The sequence below is a fragment of the Sphingobacterium sp. Mn56C genome (assembly GCF_049319645.1).
In the GTDB taxonomy this organism is placed as follows: Bacteria; Bacteroidota; Bacteroidia; order Sphingobacteriales; family Sphingobacteriaceae; genus Sphingobacterium.
Genome location: NZ_JBMOUC010000002.1, coordinates 432857 through 454893, shown reverse-complemented (window position 1 = coordinate 454893; position 22037 = coordinate 432857). Strand labels below are relative to the sequence as shown.

Here is a 22037-nt window from a genome sequence, read left to right as displayed (position 1 = left end):
TTTTACCGAAAGATGTATACTCTAGGTATTCTATAAACGAAAGGCTGTTGTACGGAAATAGACCTTGTCTTTTCCAAAAGGATACCGCTTATGAATGGGGCTGCATACCTAAATCCAAGGGACAAAAAAAAATATAGTATTTATTATATTTTTTTTTATATCTTCATAATTGCTAACACGGTTTAGTTGCCTGTTAGTGTTAGAATTACAACCAATATTTATTAGCCCAACCACGTATTAATTTTATTCAGATCCTGAATGTAATGGCGTTTATATATGCTTGCATTTATAGCATAAAAAAAGAAAGGAGAACCATGAAAAAAAATTAACCTATAAACCTAGGATTCCATTTTTTAATGGAGTTGATATATATATCAACGCCTGCAGCAAACAAACAACACAACACACAACAATTAGATTAACCAAAGAATTAACTAACTAATTACACCATTATGTATGTATTTTTATTCCAGTGTCTTAAGAAGGCTTCCTTCTTAAGGAGACCTCCTGTGTACTCACATTGTTTTATCTTATTGATTAATAATTGCAATACAGTAATTAAGGTATAGTTAACTATCAATTATTAACTAGTGAGAATTACCTAAATTAACCTAAGACAAGAATTAAACGAACTAATTAACTAAAGTAACAGTCAGCATGCAATTGATATTTAATCGAAGCATTAAGAAATTATTTTTCTTAAGCATCGCCTTTGTTTGTAGTGGCATCACTCCCGGTTTGGCAGGTATACGGCTACCCGATGAGGTGAAATTATGGACAACGAAAGACTCTAATAGCAATAATTTAGACACTGTTTTCCGAGTAAATGGAGGAAGTATAAATCCCGTTCAAATACGCCACACGAGTTTGCTTCCTATAGTTTCTTTACAGCAACAGCTAAAAGCAAATAATACCGGCGTTATGGTAACGGAGCAAACCGGAGAACCAGGAACGAAGCAATACCTGTTTTTTCGTGGTATAAGCAGGCCGCTGTTGTCGGAGACGGAGGTCTACAAGAATCAACCCTTAATTGTGCTTGACGGTATACCCTTAGTAGGCGAGCACCCCTTTGCTTATACCGTACAAAATTATGATTTGCAACGTATCGGTCCAGCTACCAATCTATTCAACGGAATTAATATAGATATGATAGAATCCATTGAGGTGTTAAAGGATGTCGCAGCCACGGCATTGTATGGCCCTAATGCTGCTAATGGCGCTATTGTTATTAAATCAAAACCGTTTAAATCCAATCGTACAAATCGTATAGCCTTGAATGCCTATACGGGTTATGTTCAGCGCCCTCGGGTTACTACCATAAACGGAGCGTTTGAAAATAGTTTTCGACAGCAATTTTACGACCTCTATACTTCCAATGGTAAGAACGATAGTGGTGATCAATACCCAATTTATTTAAGTGATTCGTTGAATATGGATTATTATGGGAATTCAAATTGGTCGGATTTATATTATAACGATGGCTTTGTATACAATGTAAATGCAAACCTTTCGGGTGGGGGGCCACGAGCAAATTTTCAATTTGCCGCGGGCGTTACCAAAGACCTCGGCATCGCTGAACAGGTGAAACTGAATAAATACCATGCTACGTTTGGCTTAAATATGAAACCTATAAAATGGTTGACATTCTCTACCATGGTAAATTTCAATAAGATCGACAGGAATCGCAATAAGAGTTTAAGCGAAAGGTTTGCTCAAATGGCGTATTTTCCTGATTTATCTGCCCCGTTAGCCCCCAATAAAGAGATTTATAGTAATTACCGAAGTTTATATGATAGGGGTTTTGATAATAACCGGACGAATGTTATTCATGGTTTTGGAAAGCTGCAGATGGATTTTGGCGATTTTCATTTTGTGTCTAGCGCAATGGTCGATTACAATGAGGGCTACAGAGATCAGTTTTATCCGGAGCTTTTAATGGAAAAAAATAGTTTTGTGTCTAATTATTATGGATTTAACCAACGCGCCATACTCGAAAATAGCGCTTATTATACATGGAAACTGAACACAAAAAATGTCATAAATATTTACGGAGGGAGTACCCTTCAGTGGGAAACATTTCGGTATAATTATGCCTATGCTTATAAAGGTATAAATGACTTTATTAAAGTCAACCTTTTGGACGGGGGACTAAACCCTACGGCCTTCCAATCGGCTCTAGTTTTCAAATATTTAGATCGTACGCGCCATAATTTGGTCTCTTTTTTTGGTAAGATCGGATATGCACACGACAATAAGTTTGAAGCTAATGTGGTGTTGAGAAGTGATGGATCATCTAACGCGCAGCCGACACATCGTTGGTTGTTTACGCCTGCTATTTCTGCACGTTGGAATATTACCAATACCTACCTGAAGGATCAAAAAAGTGTGCAAGAACTTTCTGCTAGAATGAGTATCGGACGTATTGGTATTGTAAACCATTTCGATGATTTCGCCCAGGGTCCAAATTATATTTCGCAAATCGGCTTTACGGGGAACCAAACTATTGCGGGCTATAACGCTATTTCTGTGTTAGTACGACCCTACGAAACAGGATGGATAGGTTATGATATTCCATGGGCATATACGGATCAGGTAAATTTAGGCTTCGACTTTCGAGGCCATAAAATGGGGTTCTTCGCCTCTTTGGATTTGTATTTAAAAGAGTCTAAAAACCAAATTGTTAATATTCCTTCTTTTAGTGAGTTTGGCTATCGGTCGAGCTATAAGTCAGGAATGGATGTTCAAAATAGAGGTTTTGAATTGACACTGGGTATCGATCCGATTCATAAAAATAATTTTAAATGGTCAACGCGGTTAAATGTATCTCATAATGCCAATAAGCTTAAAGCTTTACCCGATGGGTTGCAGGAGTTGGTGCTCCATAATACGACCAAGCTGGTGGTAGGTAAGTCTTTAGATCATTTTTGGCTTTGGAAAAATGAAGGTAAGTACAATAGTATTGATGAAATACCCGTAGTAAACGGAAAAAGACTACAATTCAATGGTATCGCTTTAAGTCCGGGAGACCCACGCTGGGCAGATATTAACAACGATGGTACTATAAACGATGATGATCGCATACTTACGGGAAATAAATTGCCTAAGTTTTTTGGAAACTGGTACAACAATTTTACGTATGGTAAATGGGATTTAGGCCTAAATATTTACTACAATTTGGGGCGTAAAATTATTAACCAAGAGATGTCAAATCGCTTTGACTTTATCAATAAAGAAGGGGCTAGAGATATTTATGCCGTAAAAGAAATTACCTATTGGGAGAAAAGAGGCGATTACGATAAATACCCCTTATACAACCCCTGGAGCTCGGTTATTCCCTATCAGCCCAATCAGGATTTGTTCTTAGAGGATGGCTCATTTATGAAGCTACGCTCGGCTTCCCTGGGGTACAATCTTACCCATCTTATAAATGGTGAGGTGAACAACAAATACCTGAGCAATGCTTATGTCTATGTTACAGCGAGTAATATTTTCACCATTGCTTCTTATACGGGTGTTGACCCAGAGTTGGTGAACTATTCGGGCTATGATTATGGGCAAAATATGCGTTTACCACGGATCTATAGTTTAGGAGTAAAAATAGATTTTTAATTGTTAAGAGTATGAAAAATAAGTATATAGTTATAGCAGTTTTTCTTTTTCTTATCCGTTTTATATCCTCCTGTGAAAAGATGTTGGATATACATGCTACACGTTCGGTAAGGGAAGAGAATATGTGGAATACATTGGAAGATACGCGTGCTGGATTAATGGCTGTTTATGGGCTTACCAAAGCAGCATTAAATGATAATAATGCACATTGGCTGTATGGTGAATTGCGGGCCGGCGACTTTCTTAGTCCTGTCCGAAGAGATCTTAAGGCCATTATCAATAACGACCTTAATGCAAATTATGAATCGATAAATGCTTTATCCAATTGGCGCAGGTGGTTTGCTATTGTCAATGCGGCAAATTTATTTATGGAGCGCTCCCCAGAAGTTAGGGTTAAAGATAAACGGTATACGGAGAACAACTTTATTGTCGACAATGCTCAGGCTAGATTTTTGCGTGCATATGCCTATTTCTACATGGTGCGTATATGGGGGGATGTACCGCTAATTCTGCATGCACAGGATGGTTATTTTGAAAATAAACCGGTAGAAAATAAATTAAAGATTTATGCATTTATAGAACGCGAATTGTTGGAGGTAGCACAAATATTACCTTACAAATACAGCGCGGGCGACCCACAGCAAATCGGTGATTATTACAACGAAGGAGGAGCACGCTGGCAAGGTGGTTTAGCACGTAAGTTATCGGCCTATGCTATTTTAACACATTTAGCCGCCTGGCAGGGTAATTATGCTGATGCCGCATCTTATGCCCAATTTGTATTAGATAACTACAGTAAAGGCGATGCTGGATATTCATCTGCTGATTTCTTAACCAGTTCCAATGGTTTATTTTTCGAAAAAAGAAACACACAAATGTTTGCATTTCCTTATGTATGGTCGCAGGTGGAAGCTTCCTTCACCGGTCATATCGAAGAGTTGACCTTAGCCGCACCGGTTGTAAACAAGGCTATTCCAGATATCTATATTCCAAAGGATAAAATTCTAAGCACTTTTATGGAACGTAAAGATTTACGCTTTTCGGTAGACACCTTGGGAAGCCCAACTTCCGAGCGTTACTTTTCAAATTTTAACGGTCGCTACCCAATTTTTAGCAAAATAAAAGTTATCCAAAGTGGGAATCAAGACCCTACGTTTAGAATTTTTACGAGTGCTACCATATTAACGCGGTTGGAGGATATTACGCTTTTGCGTGCCGAAGCCTTGGCCATATTGGGTGAGAAAGATAAGGCCATTGAAATGCTGAATTTAATACGCCAGAATCGAGGGCTTGATGCTTTCTCTGAAGCAGCAAATGGGGATCTAATAGATGCCATCTTCTTGGAAAGAAAACGGGAGCTGATGGGAGAGGGGCATGTATGGTATGATATGATTCGGCAAGAAAAAATCAAACATAATAATTCTGAATTAGGCGAACTCATCGATAACGGAGGTATCTATTGGCCAATTGCTAAAGAAATATTAGCGCAAAACCCTTTGGTTAAACAAAATTCCTATTGGAAATAATAAGGAGGTATTAAGATGAAAAAATATAGTAGAAATGCCATTTATCTGGTTTTAACGGGGCTGTTTTTTCTTATCGCTGCATGTGCAAAAGATAAGGGGTATTATGCCAATGCTGAAGTTGATAAGCTGTATGAAGGCTCCATTTATGATTATTTAAAAAGTAAAAAAGGGATTTATGACTCCTTAATAAAGGTGATTGATCGTGTGGGTCTGCAGGAAACATTGCAGGATAGCACAATAACCTTATTCGCATTAACGAATTCAAATTTTCAATTAGCCGTAGAGAATTTGAATAATACCTTATCTACCTCAGATAAGCCTTTGCAATATTTAAATTCGGTAAAGTATGATATAATAGACTCTATTTTATGCCAGTATATTATACGCGGAATGTATCCTACCGATTCCTTACAGACTTTAGATGGAATTAAGTTATCAGCCATTAGATATGGCTACCCTATGCATGCGAGTGTACAGCAGTTGGCATCTTCGGGATATGTTGGCGGTGGGCCACGAGTAATCAAATTTTTTGATACTAAGGGCAGCATATTTACGCGGAATTGGGTGTCTACAGAAACCGGTGCCGTAAATTTAAAAGCTAAGAATGGTTTTGTCCATGTTGTAAATCCAGATCATGTTTTTGGTTTCGACAAGTTTGTGCGCCAAGTGGTATATATCCCGCCACCAGAAAACTTATTCCGAACTGTAGGAGGAACACCGTCTGTATCTAAGGATAATGAAAATGGGCCAGCTTCAAAAGAGGGTTCGCTCATGGCATTTGATGGTAATAGGGAAACAAAATTTTATATGCCTAATCCAGGACAATTCTGGATGCAGTTTGAGTTTGTAACGCCAACAATTGCGAACAGCTATACGTTAATGTCTGCCAACGATTCCCAAGAGCGTGACCCTACAGACTGGACTTTAATGGGCTCCAATGATTTATCTGAATGGATTTTGTTAGACCGTAGGTCGGATGAGAAATTCGATAATCGCTTTAGCTTAAATGTATATTATTATAAAAACACTACGCCTTATAAATACTATCGACTTAACATAGCGCGTATGCGTAATAGTGGTGCTTTTCAACTTGCTGAATGGACCATGGGTTATAGTAAACCTTAGGTTGTAACACTTTTAATGCTAATAAATTATGAATACAAATATAATAACCAATGTATTAAACCAGCGTAACCTATGCATACTAGCTTTTGTTGGTTTTTTATTAGGAATTTCTGGCTGTAGAGCGATCTACAACTTTCCAGAAGAGAAGGAGTTTTTAAGTACAAATATTAGTTATGCTACTAAATATTTCGAACCAGTTTTAGGTCGAACAAGTTATATGGGGGCTTTAAATGCCGATAACTCTTCCCATCCGATGACATTTGAAATTGTAAATGCTCGTTTTGGAGATGGTAGACCATGTACAGATTTGTTTCAGGTAAAACCTGTATATGTCTGGAAGGAGATTTATACGGCTAGAGAAAAATCGTTAGCTGAAATTGAAGCTAAGCGTAACGTGGAGCAACGACCAATTTTTGAAGTGGATGCGAGTGGTCGTTTTATTTTATGGAATTCTTCGTCCAATGAAAATGTTACGCCGCGCGCTAAGGACAGTGTTGATTTAACACAAAACAGAAGATTTTTCGATCTAAAAATATCAAATTCTGGGGGTAGCGTAATTCTCAAAGACTTTACCGTTATACCTTGGCGTGTGAGAGATTATGAACCTTCTTCTGATATTAATCCATATACAGGGGATGTTGCTCCGGATCCCAAAGAACCTAAAAATCCGCGCAAAAGAGATTATATCCGTCCATCGGAAATGACAGAATTGTATGGACAGGTATCCAATAAAAAATTGGTTACCAATGATGATCTTAAGGATCTTGTGGTTTATATCCGCCGGTTTGAAGGGGGGAATGGCAATAATCTACGTTTTGTTTTTTGGGATAAGAATGGTATGCCTATAAACCCGGATAATTTTAATGAAACGAAATGGAATAAACTCGTACATGGTTTCAATATGGTTAAAACCAATACTTATGTTCAGTATGATGTGGCCTATCCGGTACCCTTGTCTAATAATGATTCTTCTAGGGAGCCTAGCTTTAATTCGGAGTATACATCTGGTGAAAATGCTCGGGTGCGTTTTGCGTATACGAGAAAAGGTTTTGGAGGTAATATTATCCTCGCCAGGTTTGGACTTGACTTTAAAATATTTACGAAAGGCGACTGGGAAATAATATTCCACTTCAGAAATGATAACCCAAGGTTTGATAATGAATAATTGACATGGATATGCAAAATAAAAATTTGGTTACAGCAATTTTATTGATTGTAGGTATGTTCCTGTCTATAATCGTTAATGCGCAGACCCTAACAATGGCTGGAAAAGTCGTGGACGAAAAGGGGAGGCCTTTAAGTGGGGTAAATATAAAGTTCGGAAAATCTAATAAAGAGGTGAGCTCCTCGAATGCAGCGGGAACTTTTCGGATTACACCGGCAACAGGAGCTAATGTTATATTTTCCTTGGTTGGCTATGATACGCAGACGATATCGGCACAAAATAATACCAATATTACGATACGTTTACTGGAGTCTAATCATGATGTGGGCGAGGTTGTAGTGCGTGGGTATCAGAATCGATCCCGTGAAGAATCGACGGGGTCTTCGGTAAAGATTGCCTCTCCACAAGATCGCCCAGCAGCAAACTTGGAAAGTTTACTGCAGGGAAGAGTTCCTGGATTAAATATTCAGGTGAATACGGGGGCACCCGGGTTTCGGGGGTCTACGCAGATACGGGGTTTAAGTACGTTGACCGTTACGGGTTCTGGAGATCAGTCATTTTTAACGCCCACTTCTCCACTCTACGTAATCGATGGCGTCCCTATGGATGCCGATAGAGCATCGGAAATGGGGCTAACCCAGCAAGGACCAGGCATTAGCCCTTTGTCTTTGATCCCGCCTGAGGATGTGGAAAGCATTGAGGTGTTAAAAGATGCCCAGGCGACATCTATGTATGGTTCCTTGGCAGCCTACGGCGTGATAATAATTACCACGAAAAGGGGGAACTCTGAAGTGCCTCGTGTGCGGTATACTTCTAACTTCTTTATGCGCTCGATTCCTAAATTACGAGAAACATTAGGCGGAAACTTGGAACGTAGGCTTAAGTTAGAGCAAATCTTTGGTAATGCCCGTTCACAGGCTGATATTGACAGGATATTAGACTCCCCTTGGTTGTTGGATAGCTTAAATGCTTTTTATAATAATTCTACAGACTGGCAATCCTTATATTTTAGGAATACCTATAACCAAACGCATAATTTAGCCATTGATGGGGGCAATCCACAACTTAATTATAAGGCTAATATAAACTACTATAATGAATCGGGTATTGTTCGTAACACAGGCTTCGATCGGGTAGTAACGAATTTAAGAATGGAATATAGCCCCAATAATAAATTCAAGTTTATCGCTCAAGTTCAAGGTTCGTTGGGTAAAAAAAGTAAAGGTGATGGTATTGGAATTCTTCAAAATGGGGTGGCTACAGGTGGAGAGTCTTCTACGTTATTGCCTGGACCTTCATTTTTCTTGGCCTCGTCGGGTTATAGCTCGGCAATGAAGACCAAGAATGATAACAGTTCAAAAAGTATTAAGCCTTATTTAGAGGTCTCTTATGCATTTCTGGATGGATTCAGATGGATTTCTAGTTTGAATTATGAATTGACTTCGGATACAGAGGATACTTTTACGCCTGCTATTGCTAACAATCAGTTTTCTAAGACTTTTTCGTATTATTCGCGGTATAATACCCTGTATAATAGGAATGTTCTAACCTATAGCAAATCGATAAAGGATAAGCATAATTTCTTTATCAATGTGTTTAATGAGATTCGTACGTTAGATAAACAGGCAGGGGCAATTTTGCAGCAGCGTACGCCAAACGATCAGTTTCAAGGGCCCTTTGGTTTTGATGGTTTCTATTCGCGTGGTGGTGGTATCCTATCCGATGGTTTAGGAGAAGAGCGCGCTGTATCTTTCGCCGCTTCAGCATCTTATAACTATAAAAAACGTTATGTTATGGATTTGGCATATCGTATGGATGGGTCTTCGCGTAATGGCTTCGGTGACCTGTACACGCGTAACCCCTCCATAGGTCTGCGTTGGAATGGGCACCAGGAGGAATTTCTGAAAGACGTAAATTGGATTGACATGCTCTCCGTTCGCGGTAGCTGGGGTATGAATGTAATGCCGAATAGTACTTTGGAACGTGTTTATGGTAAGTATGATATCACCGGCAGGTACAACAATAAAACAGGTATAGGTATTAATTATAGTCAAATTCCTAATCCAAATCTTAAACCTACAACAACGACACAATATAATGTAGGTGTAGATTTAACCTTGTTTAAGAATAAATTTCAATTCACCTATGATACTTATTATAAGAAGGTAGATAATATTCTGTTTGCAGAAAGGCTATCTTCTTCTTTGGGTTTCGAACAAATTAATAGCAACTCCTCTGCTATTGGAAACTATGGTCACGAGTTAATGCTGTCTTATAGGCCTTTTGTTAACAATAAATGGAACTTTAATATCGGTGCTAATGGGGCTTATAATAGGGATGTATTGTTAAAACTTCCGGCTCATTACCGCGGGCAGTATGTACGTTGGGAAGATGGGGGGCAAAATACGGTGTTTCGTGTAGGTACTTCTACCATGTCTAATTACTTACTGTTGTACCAGGGGGTATATGCTACAGACAATGATGTGCCTATAAACCCGGCTACTGGCAAAAGGTATAGTATGGCCGATGGTACGCCTTTTAAGGGTGGAGATCCAATTTTTGCAGACTTAAATGGGGATTTTATTTTGGATGGCAATGATTTTGCCAGAACGGGCAATTCGCAACCTTTATTTACGGGTGGTATACAGCTTAATTTGGATTATTCTTCGGAGACATGGGGAACCATTCAATTTAATATGGGGGCCTCTTATACCGCTAAACGTACCGTATTAAATAATGCTTTAGCACAACGATTAGGCCTTATGTCGGATCCTTTCGGACAGAAGGTTGTTGTTCCTTTGGATGATATAGATATGTGGCGTAATCCTGGTGATCAGGCGAGGTATCCGTATGCTTTTGATTATACCCGGTATAATAATATTAAGCCGTTCCGTATGGACCAAACGTTATGGGCCGAAGATGGCTCCTATCTAAAAATCAACAATATTGTGTTGGCTTATATGTTTACAAAAGATTTCGCTAGGCGTTTGGGCTTACAACGTTTTCGGGTGTATGTGTCGGCGGATAATGTGTACACCTTTTCAAAGTATAGCGGCCCTAACCCTGAAAATGTGACTACAATGGGGCGCGACGTTTCTACAGGGTACCCGGTTCCTAGGCAGTATAACCTGGGGTTGAATATTGATTTTTAAGAATTTAAAGCGTTTAAGAAATGAAATTACTGAAAATATTTTTGCTGTTAAGCCTCGTGTTTGGGGCATTTACAGGCTGTAAAAAATTCTTGACCATAGAACCCATTGACCGTTTAACGGGTAATAATTTCTATAAAAATAAAGATGATGTGGAGGCTAATATCGCTCGAATATATAGCAAATTTTTTGATAAGCTAAATGAGAGCTGGGTCATCGGTGGCGTGGGCGAAGCGCGAACGGGCGAGATTTTACCATCGCCAAAACAGTCGGATAATCGAATGGTAATGGCCGCTTTAGGAAAGAACCTGATGCTGGACGTAATTAATAATAGCAAGTACGATTCTTATGCTTTAAAAAGAGTTACGTATTGGGATGGATATTACGACCAGATTCAGGATTGTAATATTTTAATTGCCAAGTTAAACGAGGGGATTCCCGGTTTATCCGACACAGATAAAAACCGCTACATTGCCGAAGCAACTTTTATGCGCTGCTTTACTTATTTCTGGATGGTGCGCTTATATGGTGATGTGGTGTATTATACCGTTCCTTATTTTGCTACGGAGTTGCCGCGGGCGGATATGGTATCGGTTGTCAATGCATGTATCGAAGAGCTGATGTCGGTTAAGAATCTGGCACCTTGGCGGTTTGCTGACGTTGCAGAAAGGGGAGCTCGTGCGGGTAGGGGTAGTATTATAGGTCTTTTGATGAATATGCATATGTGGAATGCGGGCTTTGATGCTCCTCATGCTAAAAAACATTATGAAGAGACGGCGAAATTGGGTAAGGAGCTAAGGGATAGTAAGGTGCACAAACTATATCCTTTAACAGAGGAGGCTTGGGCAGAGGTTGTAAAAGGAAAAACGGAAGAGTCTTTATTTGAATTTTATCGGTCTATCAACTATAATGATCAGAATAGTCCTTACGCTCCTTTTTGGGATCACTTTTTAAAGTGGCCTTACAAGTTTCCGCGCCATAATAATGAGTTTAGTATTGCTTATTTTACTGCTGTATTCCTTAAACGGATATATCCAGAAAATGGCCCCTCCGATAAACGTAAGGAATTGTGGTATGAGAATATGTATATGGAGGATGGATCTTTTGTATTGAAAAAATATGCAACGAATGTCTATGCTTCGGGAAATGAAGATGCCAACCCGGATAACTCTTTTATTATGATTCGTTATGCTGATGCCATCTTGCTAGAAGCCGAAGCTTTAGCAAATTTGGATCGCGATGAGGAGGCTATACCCGTATTGAATTTAATTTTAGACCGAGCAAACTCGCCAACATATAGTGGTGAAAAAGGTACTGCTTTAAAGGATTTTATCTTTGAGGAGCGCTGCCGTGAACTTATAGGTGAAGGGGTTCGATTCTTTGACTTGATTCGTACAAAACGCATTTTAAATCCAAAATGGAGTTCTAACCCCATGACCTTGGATCAGTTTAATCGTAGAGCATGGACTTGGCCTCTTGATGCTAGTGCACGAAATTATAACCCTAAAATTAAGTTAAATGAGTATTGGTCTGGTTTAAATTAATTCGAGTAACAATGAAAAAAATTCTAACAATAGTACAGGTTTTGCTAGGTTCTTGGTTGGTCTTGCAATTCTTTTCTTGTAGTAAAGATAGTTACTACGTAGATGGTGGCCGTGCAAATGCAAGCTTTGATGGCTCTATGATGGATTATTTAGATGCTAATCCTCGACAGTTTGATACCATTGCCCAGATCGTTCGTTTAGCAGGTTTGGAGGATGAATTTAAAAATCAGGAGATGACATTTTTTGCGCCTAGTGACATCAATATAAAGAAATTGATTGGTAGGGTTGGTACAGGAGGTATAAATAATCAGTTATTTACGCTTGGCAGAGATACCATACGCGATCTTGCTGATGTTAATGCTGCTATTTGGCGCAAATATGTATTACGCCATCTGTTTCTAGGCAAGAAAAAACTTGCCGATTATTCACAGATAGATTACGATCTGTTACATGTTTTTGGGGGCCAAAATTACATCTCTCTTGGAAATACAGTCTGTAAAATAGGTGTCGTTTTTAACGATGTTAAAGATGGTACGGCAGTTTTAAAATACATGGGGTATCGCCAATTGAACGTATCTTATATCGCTGATATTACCAGACCAAACTCTTTTACCAGTATAGCAATCTCCTCCTCGGATCAACAGCCGAAAAATGGTGTTATTCATATACTCGATTATAGAAAAGGTCAGCTGGGGTATAGGGATAATGAAATTACAGACGACATTATTGAAAGTAAAAGGTAAGAATTATTAATATGGATAATTATGCGAAAAAATAAGTTTTTTATAAAATATATACTGTTATGCACAGTTTCTATAGTATCTCTTCTTTGTGCTTGCAACAAGGACCCAAAACAGTTTTCTGCACCTTATGAATCTGGTATTGCGCCACTGGATGTGGAGCTAAATCCAACAAATAAGCTTATGCCCGAAGAGGGGGCTGCAGGCATAGAAACGGTATTGAAGGTAAAGGGATTGGATAGGTATAAGGATAAGGTGGTCTTTAGGTTTAATGGTCAGGTCGCTCAGATTGTGGAAATTACTGCGGATCAAATTAAAGTAAAGGTGCCGCCTTTTGCTAGTACTGGAGTGACATCTATTACTATTGATGATATTATTTTCTTTGGTCCAATCTTTAAAGTAGACGGTTTTGTGGACCTAGATCCCACATTTCAGGTGGGTGTTGGTACCAACGGTACAGTATTCAATAGTTTGTCTTTAGAGGATGGGCGGGTTATTTATGTGGGTGATTTTACGAATTATAATCGTAAGGGGACCGTTAGACCTATTAATAGAATTGTACGAACTTATATGGATGGAACCTATGACGCTAGTTTTAGAACTGGAAAAGGGGCCAATGGTGGTTTAGCATCTGTATTAAGAATCGGCAATAATTATTTTGTGGGTGGCAGCTTTTCCGGTTATGACCAGCGGGGGGATAATATTAATAATATGACAAGTCTGCTGTTAACGGGTTCCATTGACACCATGGGTATACGTCCATTTCGTAGGCCTGATCAGAAAGATACACTAAAATATTATCCGCGATTTAACGGTGGTTTCAACTCCGCTGTATCGCAAATGTACGATGCTGGTGGTAAAATTATTGCTTCTGGAAATTTCCGTTATTATATTTCTAGAAGATACGATAAGCCTAATAAATTGGAAACACGTGATTCTGTGATTTTAGATAGCGTGGAAATACGCCATATTGCTCGTTTAAATTTAGATGGTTCCCTGGACAAAAGCTATCGCTTTAAACCTGATGGAACACCGTTCGTTGGCGCAAATGGCTATGTTAATACCATGCGCCATCAGGAGGGTACTATGGCTGGAAAAATTATTGTATTTGGAACTTTTACATCTTTCGATGGCCAGAAAGTTGGTAATATTACCCGGTTAAATCCCGATGGCACCATCGATCCTACATTTAATCCTGATGCTGCCGGCGCCGATTATACCATTTATGAGGTTACTTATAATTCCGTAACCGATAAATATATTGTTGTGGGAGATTTTAATAATTTCAATGGTATCTCTACGCCTCGGATGGTGGTATTGAATGCTAATGGTTCGGTATATCAGGGGTTTAAGCCTTTCGTGTTTGAGGGTGGAAATCCAAATTTCGCACAGCAATTGAAGGATGGGCTTATTGTTGTTTCCGGAAGTTTTTTAAGGTACAATGGCATTGTTAGAAGTGGTTTTATGATCCTTAATCCCGATGGCTCGTTACACCCTAATTATAATAACACAGGATTATTTGATGGCAGCATTTATAAAATTGTCGAAACAGAAACAGAAGATCGGAAACGTGCTCTACTTATAATGGGCCGCATTCGTTTGTTCAACAATGAACAGGTTGGCAATTTAATTCGTATTAAATTATAAAATTATTACCTAGAATTATGAAGATTATAACGTATAAAATATGGAACGCTGGTATAATGCGTGTGGGCATTTGGCTGTGTTGTATGGGTCTGATGACTTCGTGTAAGCAGGATTTTGGTCGTCTTTTAACAGATACTCGTGGAGAATCAGATTCCCTAGATATTGTGTACGGTACGCCAAAGGTATTGTTATTAATTGCCGATGGTGCCCGTGGAGAATCTGTGCGTACGGCTGAGATTCCTAATATGAGTAGTTTATTGAGCCACGCTATCTATTCCTGGGTTTCTTTAAGTGATGAGGATGCTATTGGTACAGCTACGGATTTAGCCGATATTGTTACGGGGGTAGGTGCCGGTAAACATCAGGTTGTAAATAATAATTACAGCAGTAATAACTTTAATGTTTATCCTTTGCTCTTTACGCGTATTGCGGAAGCAAAAAAAGAGGCTAACTTTTTTACCTATAGCAGTTCTTCGGATTTTATAAATTACTTGGCTCCTAAAGAAAATAGTGAATTTAGAAATTCAGATCAGGGTGTGACAGATGGTATCATTGAAGGGTTAGCAAAGGATGAAGTAACTTTAATAACAGGACATTTTACCGAAATTAATGAAGCGGGAGCAAATGGAGGATATGATCATATAAACCCTGCATACCAGCAAGCGATACAGGTGTTTGATGGACAGGTTGGGGAGGTGATGAAGGCACTCCGAAAGCGTAAAAATTTTAAAAGTGAAAATTGGCTTGTTATTATTGCTTCGAGTAAGGGAGGGCCTTTTACACTTCCCGAAAACCTTAATGATAATACTATTTTTAGTAATACCATGGTCAATACATTTACGATAATGTATGCTCCAAAATATTTCCCTCGTTATGTGAATAAGCCATTTATGGGGAGTAGGTTTACGGGTGATTTCCTTCGTTTCAACGGAAATAAATACGCGGAACTTGTAGATGGTGATAATGCGGTTTTTAATATTGATGATAAAACAGATTTTACCATTGAATTGAAGGTGAAGAAGAACCGCGGGGTAAATAATACCTATAAATTTCCAGATCAGCCTTCGTTTTTTGGCAAAAGAAATACTTGGGAAAATGGTGCCCCTGGCATGGGTTGGACTTTGTTTTTTAAGGATAATTACTGGTCTTTTAATGGGCGTGGTACTACGGGTACAGGTGAAGTGGAGGGCACGCGCCTAAACGATGCTACCTGGAATACGCTAACGGTGGTGGGTTACCTCGATATTGCATCTAAAAAACGATATATACGTACGTATACAAACGGTACGCTAAGTAAGGAAATCGATGTTACTGCCTGGGGATCTATGAGCAATGCGACACGCCTGCGGTTGGGAACGCTGCCTTTAGGTGGTAGTAATTGGACACAAGCAGATTATTATATTTCTGATGTACGCTTTTGGAAGACAGCCTTGTCGGAGGAGCTTGTGAAGAAGTATAGCTGTGACATTGGTGTTACTCCAGATCATCCTTATTATGAATATTTAGCTGCAAACTGGTTAGTATTTGGCGCGGCAAACGATCATCCTCTGCGCGACGATGGGCCTTTGGGTTATGACTTAACTTTAAATACCAGTTTTACAATTACCAAATTGTCGGATTATTTATGCTCTCCATCTAATGCGTCGCTACGTAGTTTGGTCCCTAAAAATACAGACTTAGCGGCTCAAATTTATAGTTGGTTACAGATTCCGCGGCAGGAAAGCTGGCAGTTGGATGGTCGGGTTTGGGTGGATAGATAAAAATAAATAGATCATATGAAAAAGATATTTAATATATGCATTGCGGGTTTATTTGTCCTGCAATTTATAGGCTGTAAAGATCGAGCACTGGAAGACTTTGCTTTGGTCGATAATAACCCGGTTCAGGTTATCGCTGGCGACGGTACGGATGAGATTATTAAAACAAATGACTATGTGGAGGTACCTATAACGGTTATGTTAAGTGCGCCTGCAAGCAAGGCTTTTGATGTTGAATTGGTTTTAAGTAACGATACAATTCATACGTTGTTGGCTTCGAATATTTTAAAAGATGTAACAACTTTACCGAATACGGCGTATGTATTTCCTAATGTAGTCAAGTTCGATTACGGTACACGAACAGCATCTTTTCATATGCGTATTGGCCGTACAGCGATAGAGAAGGTGTATGGAGAAAAGTTTGCATTTGCTTATAAATTAGTAACACCAGGTAAGGGTAATATTTTGGGAAACCCCAGTACAGCGATACTTACTATAGATAGTAAAGATTTATTGTCTGCCGAGGATATACATTTTCTATCGTTTAAAAGTGGCGGGGGAGAGGTTTGGCCAATTGCTAACCATATAAATTATAATCCGACTACGGTCGGCATTACAATTCCGTTAACGGTATCGTTGGCTTCATTTCCGGGGAAAGCGTTTACGCTGGATTTGGCAACGACAGCAGATTCTATTCCGCAATTAATTGCGCAAGGAAAAGTACCTGTTAATACGGTTGCTTTAAAATCGGAAATGTATACTATATCCAATAAATTGCAGTTTCCAAGTAATAAGTCGGCGGTTTCTTTCGATGTCAGTGTACCTTGGTCTGTTATCAATGCCAATAAAGATAAATTCTTAGCGCTAACTGTAAATCTTAAAAATCCAACTTTGCATGTTGTAGATAAAGCGAAAGATTATACCACTTTACTGATAGACTGTAATGGCGTATTAGAAAATGATATCACTTCACAGGCAACAATTTCGGTAAGCAGAGACAACAATAATGGTCAGACTTCTGCAGAAGGTAGTTTGAAGTTAATAGACAACAGCCATAATACGAAGTTTTTACAGCAGAATTATAATGGAGACCTTTGGCTAATGTTGACCTTTCAAAAACCGGTAAGAGTGGGTGCCTATACCCTGACGTCAGGTAATGATGCTATTGATCGCGATCCAAAGGATTGGACTTTGGAGGGGTCTCTGGATGGTACAAATTGGGTAAAAATTGATGAACGTTCGAACGAAGCTTTTCCTACCAGGATTTTGACAAGACGCTTTACTATTCAAAAACCAGGATCGTATTTGTATTATAGATTAAATGTTTTGAATAATGTAGGTAGTAGTATATTCCAGCTTACAGAATGGAGAATGATTGAATTTCAATAAAGAATTGATTAAAACTGAAAATATGAATTTTAAATCTTTTAATTATATCATACTTGTCCTCTCGTTGGTGTTTCTTGCGGGATGTGCTAAGAAAGAAAGTGAGCCCTTAGAAGTAAACCAATTGCCGAATCCTGAAGCTGGTTTTAGCTTTAAGCAAGTGTCTGAAGACGATCCGTTTACGTTTCAATTTGTCAACGAATCTGCTAAATACAAAGATACGCGTTGGAGTTTTGGTGACGATAGCACTTCGGTTCAAAACTCCCCGATACATACTTTCTTAAAGACGGGGAAGTTTAATGTGAAGCTGTTGGTGTTGAATGAAAATGGCGATTGGGCTCAGAAAGAAATTCCCATTGTTATTGATGCGGAAAAACTCGTTACCTTTAAAGCTACTTCTATTGGTGTTGGGAAGCTTAAACTGGGCTATGAGGCTGATCTAGCCATTAATAAGGTGTCGTGGCATAAGGGTACTGATGGTGGCGTATCGTTATCCAATGAGGCTATAGCAACGATTGATCTGCCCGTAGGGTCTTTTGCGGAATATAGCTTGGTGCTCTTTACTCCGAAGGGATCTCGGATTTCGATTACAAAAAATTTAACGGATCTTGGTATTGTTGTCGATTGGACTAATATTGATAATACTTTTAGTGTATCTCAGGAAAATTCGGGAGGTGCCGATGCGAGTGAAGGTTCTAAGAAGTTAATTAATAACAACTTGAAAGATAAGTTTTTGGTGTTCGATTATAAGCAGGGTATGTTTTGGCAGTTTGCTTTTTATGCGCCTAAAATTGTGAATGCTTATACGATTACTACGGGCAATGATGCGCCATCTCGTGATCCTAAGAATTGGAAATTCCAAGGTTCGGATGATGAAACGAATTGGGTCGACTTGGACGTGCATACAGACTATTCCTTTGGTGAGGGAAGGAACAAATCCAGCACCTTTACTTTCTTTAACCCTAAAAAATACTTTTATTATAGGTTTGTATTGGATGCTGTAGGTTCTGGTAGCTTATTTCAAATGAGTGAATTTAGATGTTTAGAGCTGCCTCAGTAGTGTTTAATAGGGCTTATGGAGGAGGGTGCCCCATGCACGAGTGGGGCACCTTCTTTAGTGCCCACCTGCGCGCATAATGGCGTTGCTGTTGCCGTCTGATCGAGATACTGTCTTTAATTTTACTGCTTATACCTTGATTTTATTATCTTTATCAGGTATATTTTTATGTAACCAATTTGTTGTTCTTGGATGGAATGTCGTGGAAAAGAATTCTTTTTTATACTTTTACTAATACGTTTTAGTTTAAAATAATACACCAATTGATGAAAACAAAGTTAAACCTATTTTTGACAGCTGTGGTTTCCTTGGGTCTCTCCGCACTGCAGCCGGCATCGGCGCAGAAATTCAACGGAAAGAAACTGGAAGCTGTTGATTTAGTAAACCCCTTAATGGGGACACAATCTAAGTATGAAATGTCCAACGGGAATACCTATCCCGCTGTAGCACGCCCTTGGGGTATGAACATGTGGACACCACAAACCAACAAAAATGGCGATGGCTGGCAATACCAGTACACTGCCGATAAAATCCGTGGCTTAAAGCAAACGCACCAGCCGTCGCCGTGGATGAACGATTATGGCGTATTTTCTATTATGCCGGTAACTGGAAAACCTGTTTTTGACCAAGATGAAAGACAGAGCTGGTTTTCGCATAAAGCAGAAATTGCTAAGCCTTACTATTATTCGGTTTATTTGGCAGATCACGATGTTACGGCTGAGGTAACACCAACGGAACGTGCTGCCATGTTTCGGATAAACTTTAATAAAACCGACAATGCTTATATTGTATTGGATGCCTTTGATAAAAATTCGGAAGTACAGATTATTCCCGAAAAAAATATGATTATCGGCTACTCTACAAAGTACGCTCGTGGTCCATTGCCGAGTAATTTTAAAAATTATTTCGTGTTGGTATTTGACCAACCCTTTGCTAATGTAGCTACCTGGGAGGGTAAAGAAAAGCACGACAATCAATTAAAGATTAACGGTAACCATACGGGGGCTATTGTAGGTTTTAAGATAAAAGATAAGAATAAACCGGTTCATATTAAGGTGGCTTCCTCGTTTATCAGTGCCGAGCAGGCTGAAATTAACCTGAAAGAATTGGGGCAGAAAAATTTTGATCAGATCAAAGAAGAAGGGCGCCAGGTGTGGAATAATACGCTAGGTAAAATTCAGGTTGAAGGTGATGATATTGATCAATTGCGCACTTTCTATTCGACGATGTACCGCACTGTATTTTTCCCTAATAAACTGTATGAGATTGATGCCCATGGGAAAGTGGTGCATTGGAGCCCATACAACGGGAAGGTGTTGCCGGGTTATTTATTTGGCGGTACAGGGTTTTGGGATACGTTCCGTGCTTTATACCCATTCCTTAACTTAATGTATCCTTCCATAAATAAAGAAATGCAGGAGGGTTTATTGAATGCTTACTTGGAGGGTGGTTTCTTACCTGAGTGGAGTAGCCCTGGCTATGCTAATATTATGATTGGCAATAACTCGGCATCTGTAGTTTCGGATGCGTATATGAAAGGCCTTCGCGGTTATGATATTAATAAATTGTACGAGGCTTTATTGCATGGCGCCAATAACGAGGGGCCTATGGATGCTGTAGGGCGTAAAGGTGCAGCCTATTATAATGATTTGGGTTATGTGCCTTATGATGTTGGAATAAACGAAAATGCAGCGCGTACCTTGGAGTATGCGTATGACGATTTTACAATTTATCAATTGGCGAAAGCGCTGAAACGCCCTCAAGCCGAAATTGACTTGTATGCAAAACGCGCACAGAACTACCGTAATTTATTCGATCCTTCAACAAACTTAATGCGTGGAAAAAACAAAGACGGTAAATTCCAGTCGCCATTTAACCCGCTAAAATGGGGGGATGCCTTTACCGAAGGGAACAGCTGGCATTACTCCTGGAGTGTGTTTCATGATGTTCAGGGTTTAATCGACTTAATGGGCGGAAATAAAAACTTTGTTCATATGTTGGACTCTGTGTTTGTTCAAGCACCAGACTTTGACGATACTTATTATGGCGGTGTGATACACGAAATTCGTGAAATGCAGGTGGCTAATATGGGGCAGTATGCACATGGCAACCAGCCTATACAGCATATGATTTACTTATATAACTATGCTGGCGAGCCTTGGAAGGCACAGTACTGGGTTCGGGAGGTCTTAAACCGCATGTATTCGCCAAATCCGGATGGCTACTGTGGGGATGAAGATAATGGACAGACATCGGCATGGTATGTGTTTTCGGCATTAGGGTTCTATCCCGTATGTCCGGCTACCGACGAGTATGTGCTGGGGGCACCTTTATTCCAAAAAGCAACGTTAACGTTTGAAAATGGTAAAACATTGACTATCGATGCTAAGAATAATTCGAATACAAATGTGTATGTTAATGCACTGCAGGTGAATGGAAAACCGTATACCAAAAACTGGTTAAGCCATAGTGCACTTTTACAGGGCGGAAACTTAAACTTTGATATGCGTGCTACACCTAACAAACAACGTGGAACGACCAAAGCGGCAGCACCGTACTCGATGAGCGACGAAATTAAATTGAACACGAAAAAATAATATTATAGTACTACCGAAATGAAAGCAATTAAAATAGGATTATGTATGTTGGGGTTGGCGTTATCGTCGACATCTTTTGCACAAGATAACTGGAGTCATACACGCGATGACCGTAAAGTGGCTGTCGATACCGATAGTATTACAAAAAAAGGCTATACTTTAATCTGGATAAATAAGGACAAGGATTTTAATCCGGCACTGAAAAAAAGACTTATTGATACGTATTTTGTAAACTACCCGAAGCTGGCGAAAACGTATAATAAGGATACCCGAAAAAAAGTGACTTTTGTTATCGATCCTGACTATAAAGGCGTTGCTGCAACAGCAGGCGGGATTGTGCGGTATAGTCCGGAATGGTTTGCCAAAAATCCTGGCGATATTGATGTCGTTACGCATGAGGTGATGCATATTGTGCAGGCCTATCCTAATGGCGCTGGTCCATGGTGGATTACTGAAGGTGTTGCCGATTATGCACGGTTTGTCTTTGGCGTTGATAATGCAGCTGCGAATTGGACTTTGCCAGCCTTTGATGCCAAGCATAAGTATACAGACTCGTATCGTATTACGGCTCGCTTCTTCTTCTGGCTGGATAAAAAGGTGAAAAAAGGACTTGTAAAGAATTTGGATGCCGCTATGCGTAGCAAAACCTTTACAGAGGCTTTCTGGAAAGACCAAACGGGGAAAACAATCGATGAGTTATGGGATATGTACAGTAAAAATCCAGCGATCTAAACC

Annotated in this window: 13 protein-coding genes; all 13 read left to right on the top strand. The window is 39.4% G+C overall.

Features of this window, described 5'->3' with window-relative positions:
- The first annotated feature begins 657 nt into the window (after nucleotides 1-657).
- The 13 genes from ACL9RF_RS09355 to ACL9RF_RS09295 all read left to right on the top strand — a co-directional run bounded on the left by ACL9RF_RS09355 (nucleotide 658) and on the right by ACL9RF_RS09295 (nucleotide 22034).
- Entirely contained in the window at nucleotides 658-3609 is a 2952-nt protein-coding gene (locus tag ACL9RF_RS09355) for a SusC/RagA family TonB-linked outer membrane protein (RefSeq protein WP_422800349.1), read from the top strand.
- 11 nt (nucleotides 3610-3620) lie between these two features.
- Nucleotides 3621-5135, top strand: a complete 1515-nt coding sequence (locus ACL9RF_RS09350) for a RagB/SusD family nutrient uptake outer membrane protein (protein ID WP_422800348.1) — start codon at nucleotides 3621-3623, stop codon at nucleotides 5133-5135.
- Nucleotides 5136-5150: 15 nt separating this feature from the next.
- A complete protein-coding gene (locus ACL9RF_RS09345; protein ID WP_422800347.1) occupies nucleotides 5151-6260 on the top strand; it encodes an ATP/GTP-binding protein in 1110 nt (369 codons plus the stop codon).
- A 28-nt stretch (nucleotides 6261-6288) separates the two neighbouring features.
- Complete coding sequence (locus ACL9RF_RS09340; protein WP_422800346.1) at nucleotides 6289-7425, top strand: DUF5007 domain-containing protein; 1137 nt, start codon at nucleotides 6289-6291, stop codon at nucleotides 7423-7425.
- An 11-nt stretch (nucleotides 7426-7436) separates the two neighbouring features.
- Nucleotides 7437-10577, top strand: a complete 3141-nt coding sequence (locus ACL9RF_RS09335; RefSeq protein ID WP_422800345.1) for a SusC/RagA family TonB-linked outer membrane protein — start codon at nucleotides 7437-7439, stop codon at nucleotides 10575-10577.
- A gap of 20 nt (nucleotides 10578-10597) precedes the next feature.
- On the top strand, nucleotides 10598-12118 hold the full coding sequence (locus ACL9RF_RS09330) for a RagB/SusD family nutrient uptake outer membrane protein (RefSeq protein ID WP_422800344.1): 1521 nt from the start codon (nucleotides 10598-10600) through the stop codon (nucleotides 12116-12118).
- A gap of 11 nt (nucleotides 12119-12129) precedes the next feature.
- On the top strand, nucleotides 12130-12861 hold the full coding sequence (locus ACL9RF_RS09325; protein WP_422800343.1) for a hypothetical protein: 732 nt from the start codon (nucleotides 12130-12132) through the stop codon (nucleotides 12859-12861).
- Between the two features lie 21 nt (nucleotides 12862-12882).
- Nucleotides 12883-14505, top strand: a complete 1623-nt coding sequence (locus ACL9RF_RS09320; protein WP_422800342.1) for a DUF5008 domain-containing protein — start codon at nucleotides 12883-12885, stop codon at nucleotides 14503-14505.
- A 17-nt stretch (nucleotides 14506-14522) separates the two neighbouring features.
- Complete coding sequence (locus ACL9RF_RS09315) at nucleotides 14523-16265, top strand: alkaline phosphatase family protein (RefSeq protein ID WP_422800341.1); 1743 nt, start codon at nucleotides 14523-14525, stop codon at nucleotides 16263-16265.
- A gap of 15 nt (nucleotides 16266-16280) precedes the next feature.
- Nucleotides 16281-17651: a discoidin domain-containing protein gene (locus tag ACL9RF_RS09310; protein ID WP_422800340.1), complete on the top strand. Its 1371-nt coding sequence runs from the start codon at nucleotides 16281-16283 to the stop codon at nucleotides 17649-17651.
- 22 nt (nucleotides 17652-17673) lie between these two features.
- Entirely contained in the window at nucleotides 17674-18708 is a 1035-nt protein-coding gene (locus ACL9RF_RS09305; protein ID WP_422800339.1) for a PKD domain-containing protein, read from the top strand.
- A 263-nt stretch (nucleotides 18709-18971) separates the two neighbouring features.
- Nucleotides 18972-21302, top strand: a complete 2331-nt coding sequence (locus tag ACL9RF_RS09300) for a GH92 family glycosyl hydrolase (RefSeq protein WP_422800338.1) — start codon at nucleotides 18972-18974, stop codon at nucleotides 21300-21302.
- Nucleotides 21303-21320: 18 nt separating this feature from the next.
- Nucleotides 21321-22034 carry a basic secretory protein-like protein gene (locus tag ACL9RF_RS09295; RefSeq protein ID WP_422800337.1) on the top strand — a complete coding sequence of 238 codons (714 nt, stop codon included), beginning with the start codon at nucleotides 21321-21323 and terminating at the stop codon, nucleotides 22032-22034.
- Nucleotides 22035-22037 lie beyond the last annotated feature (3 nt).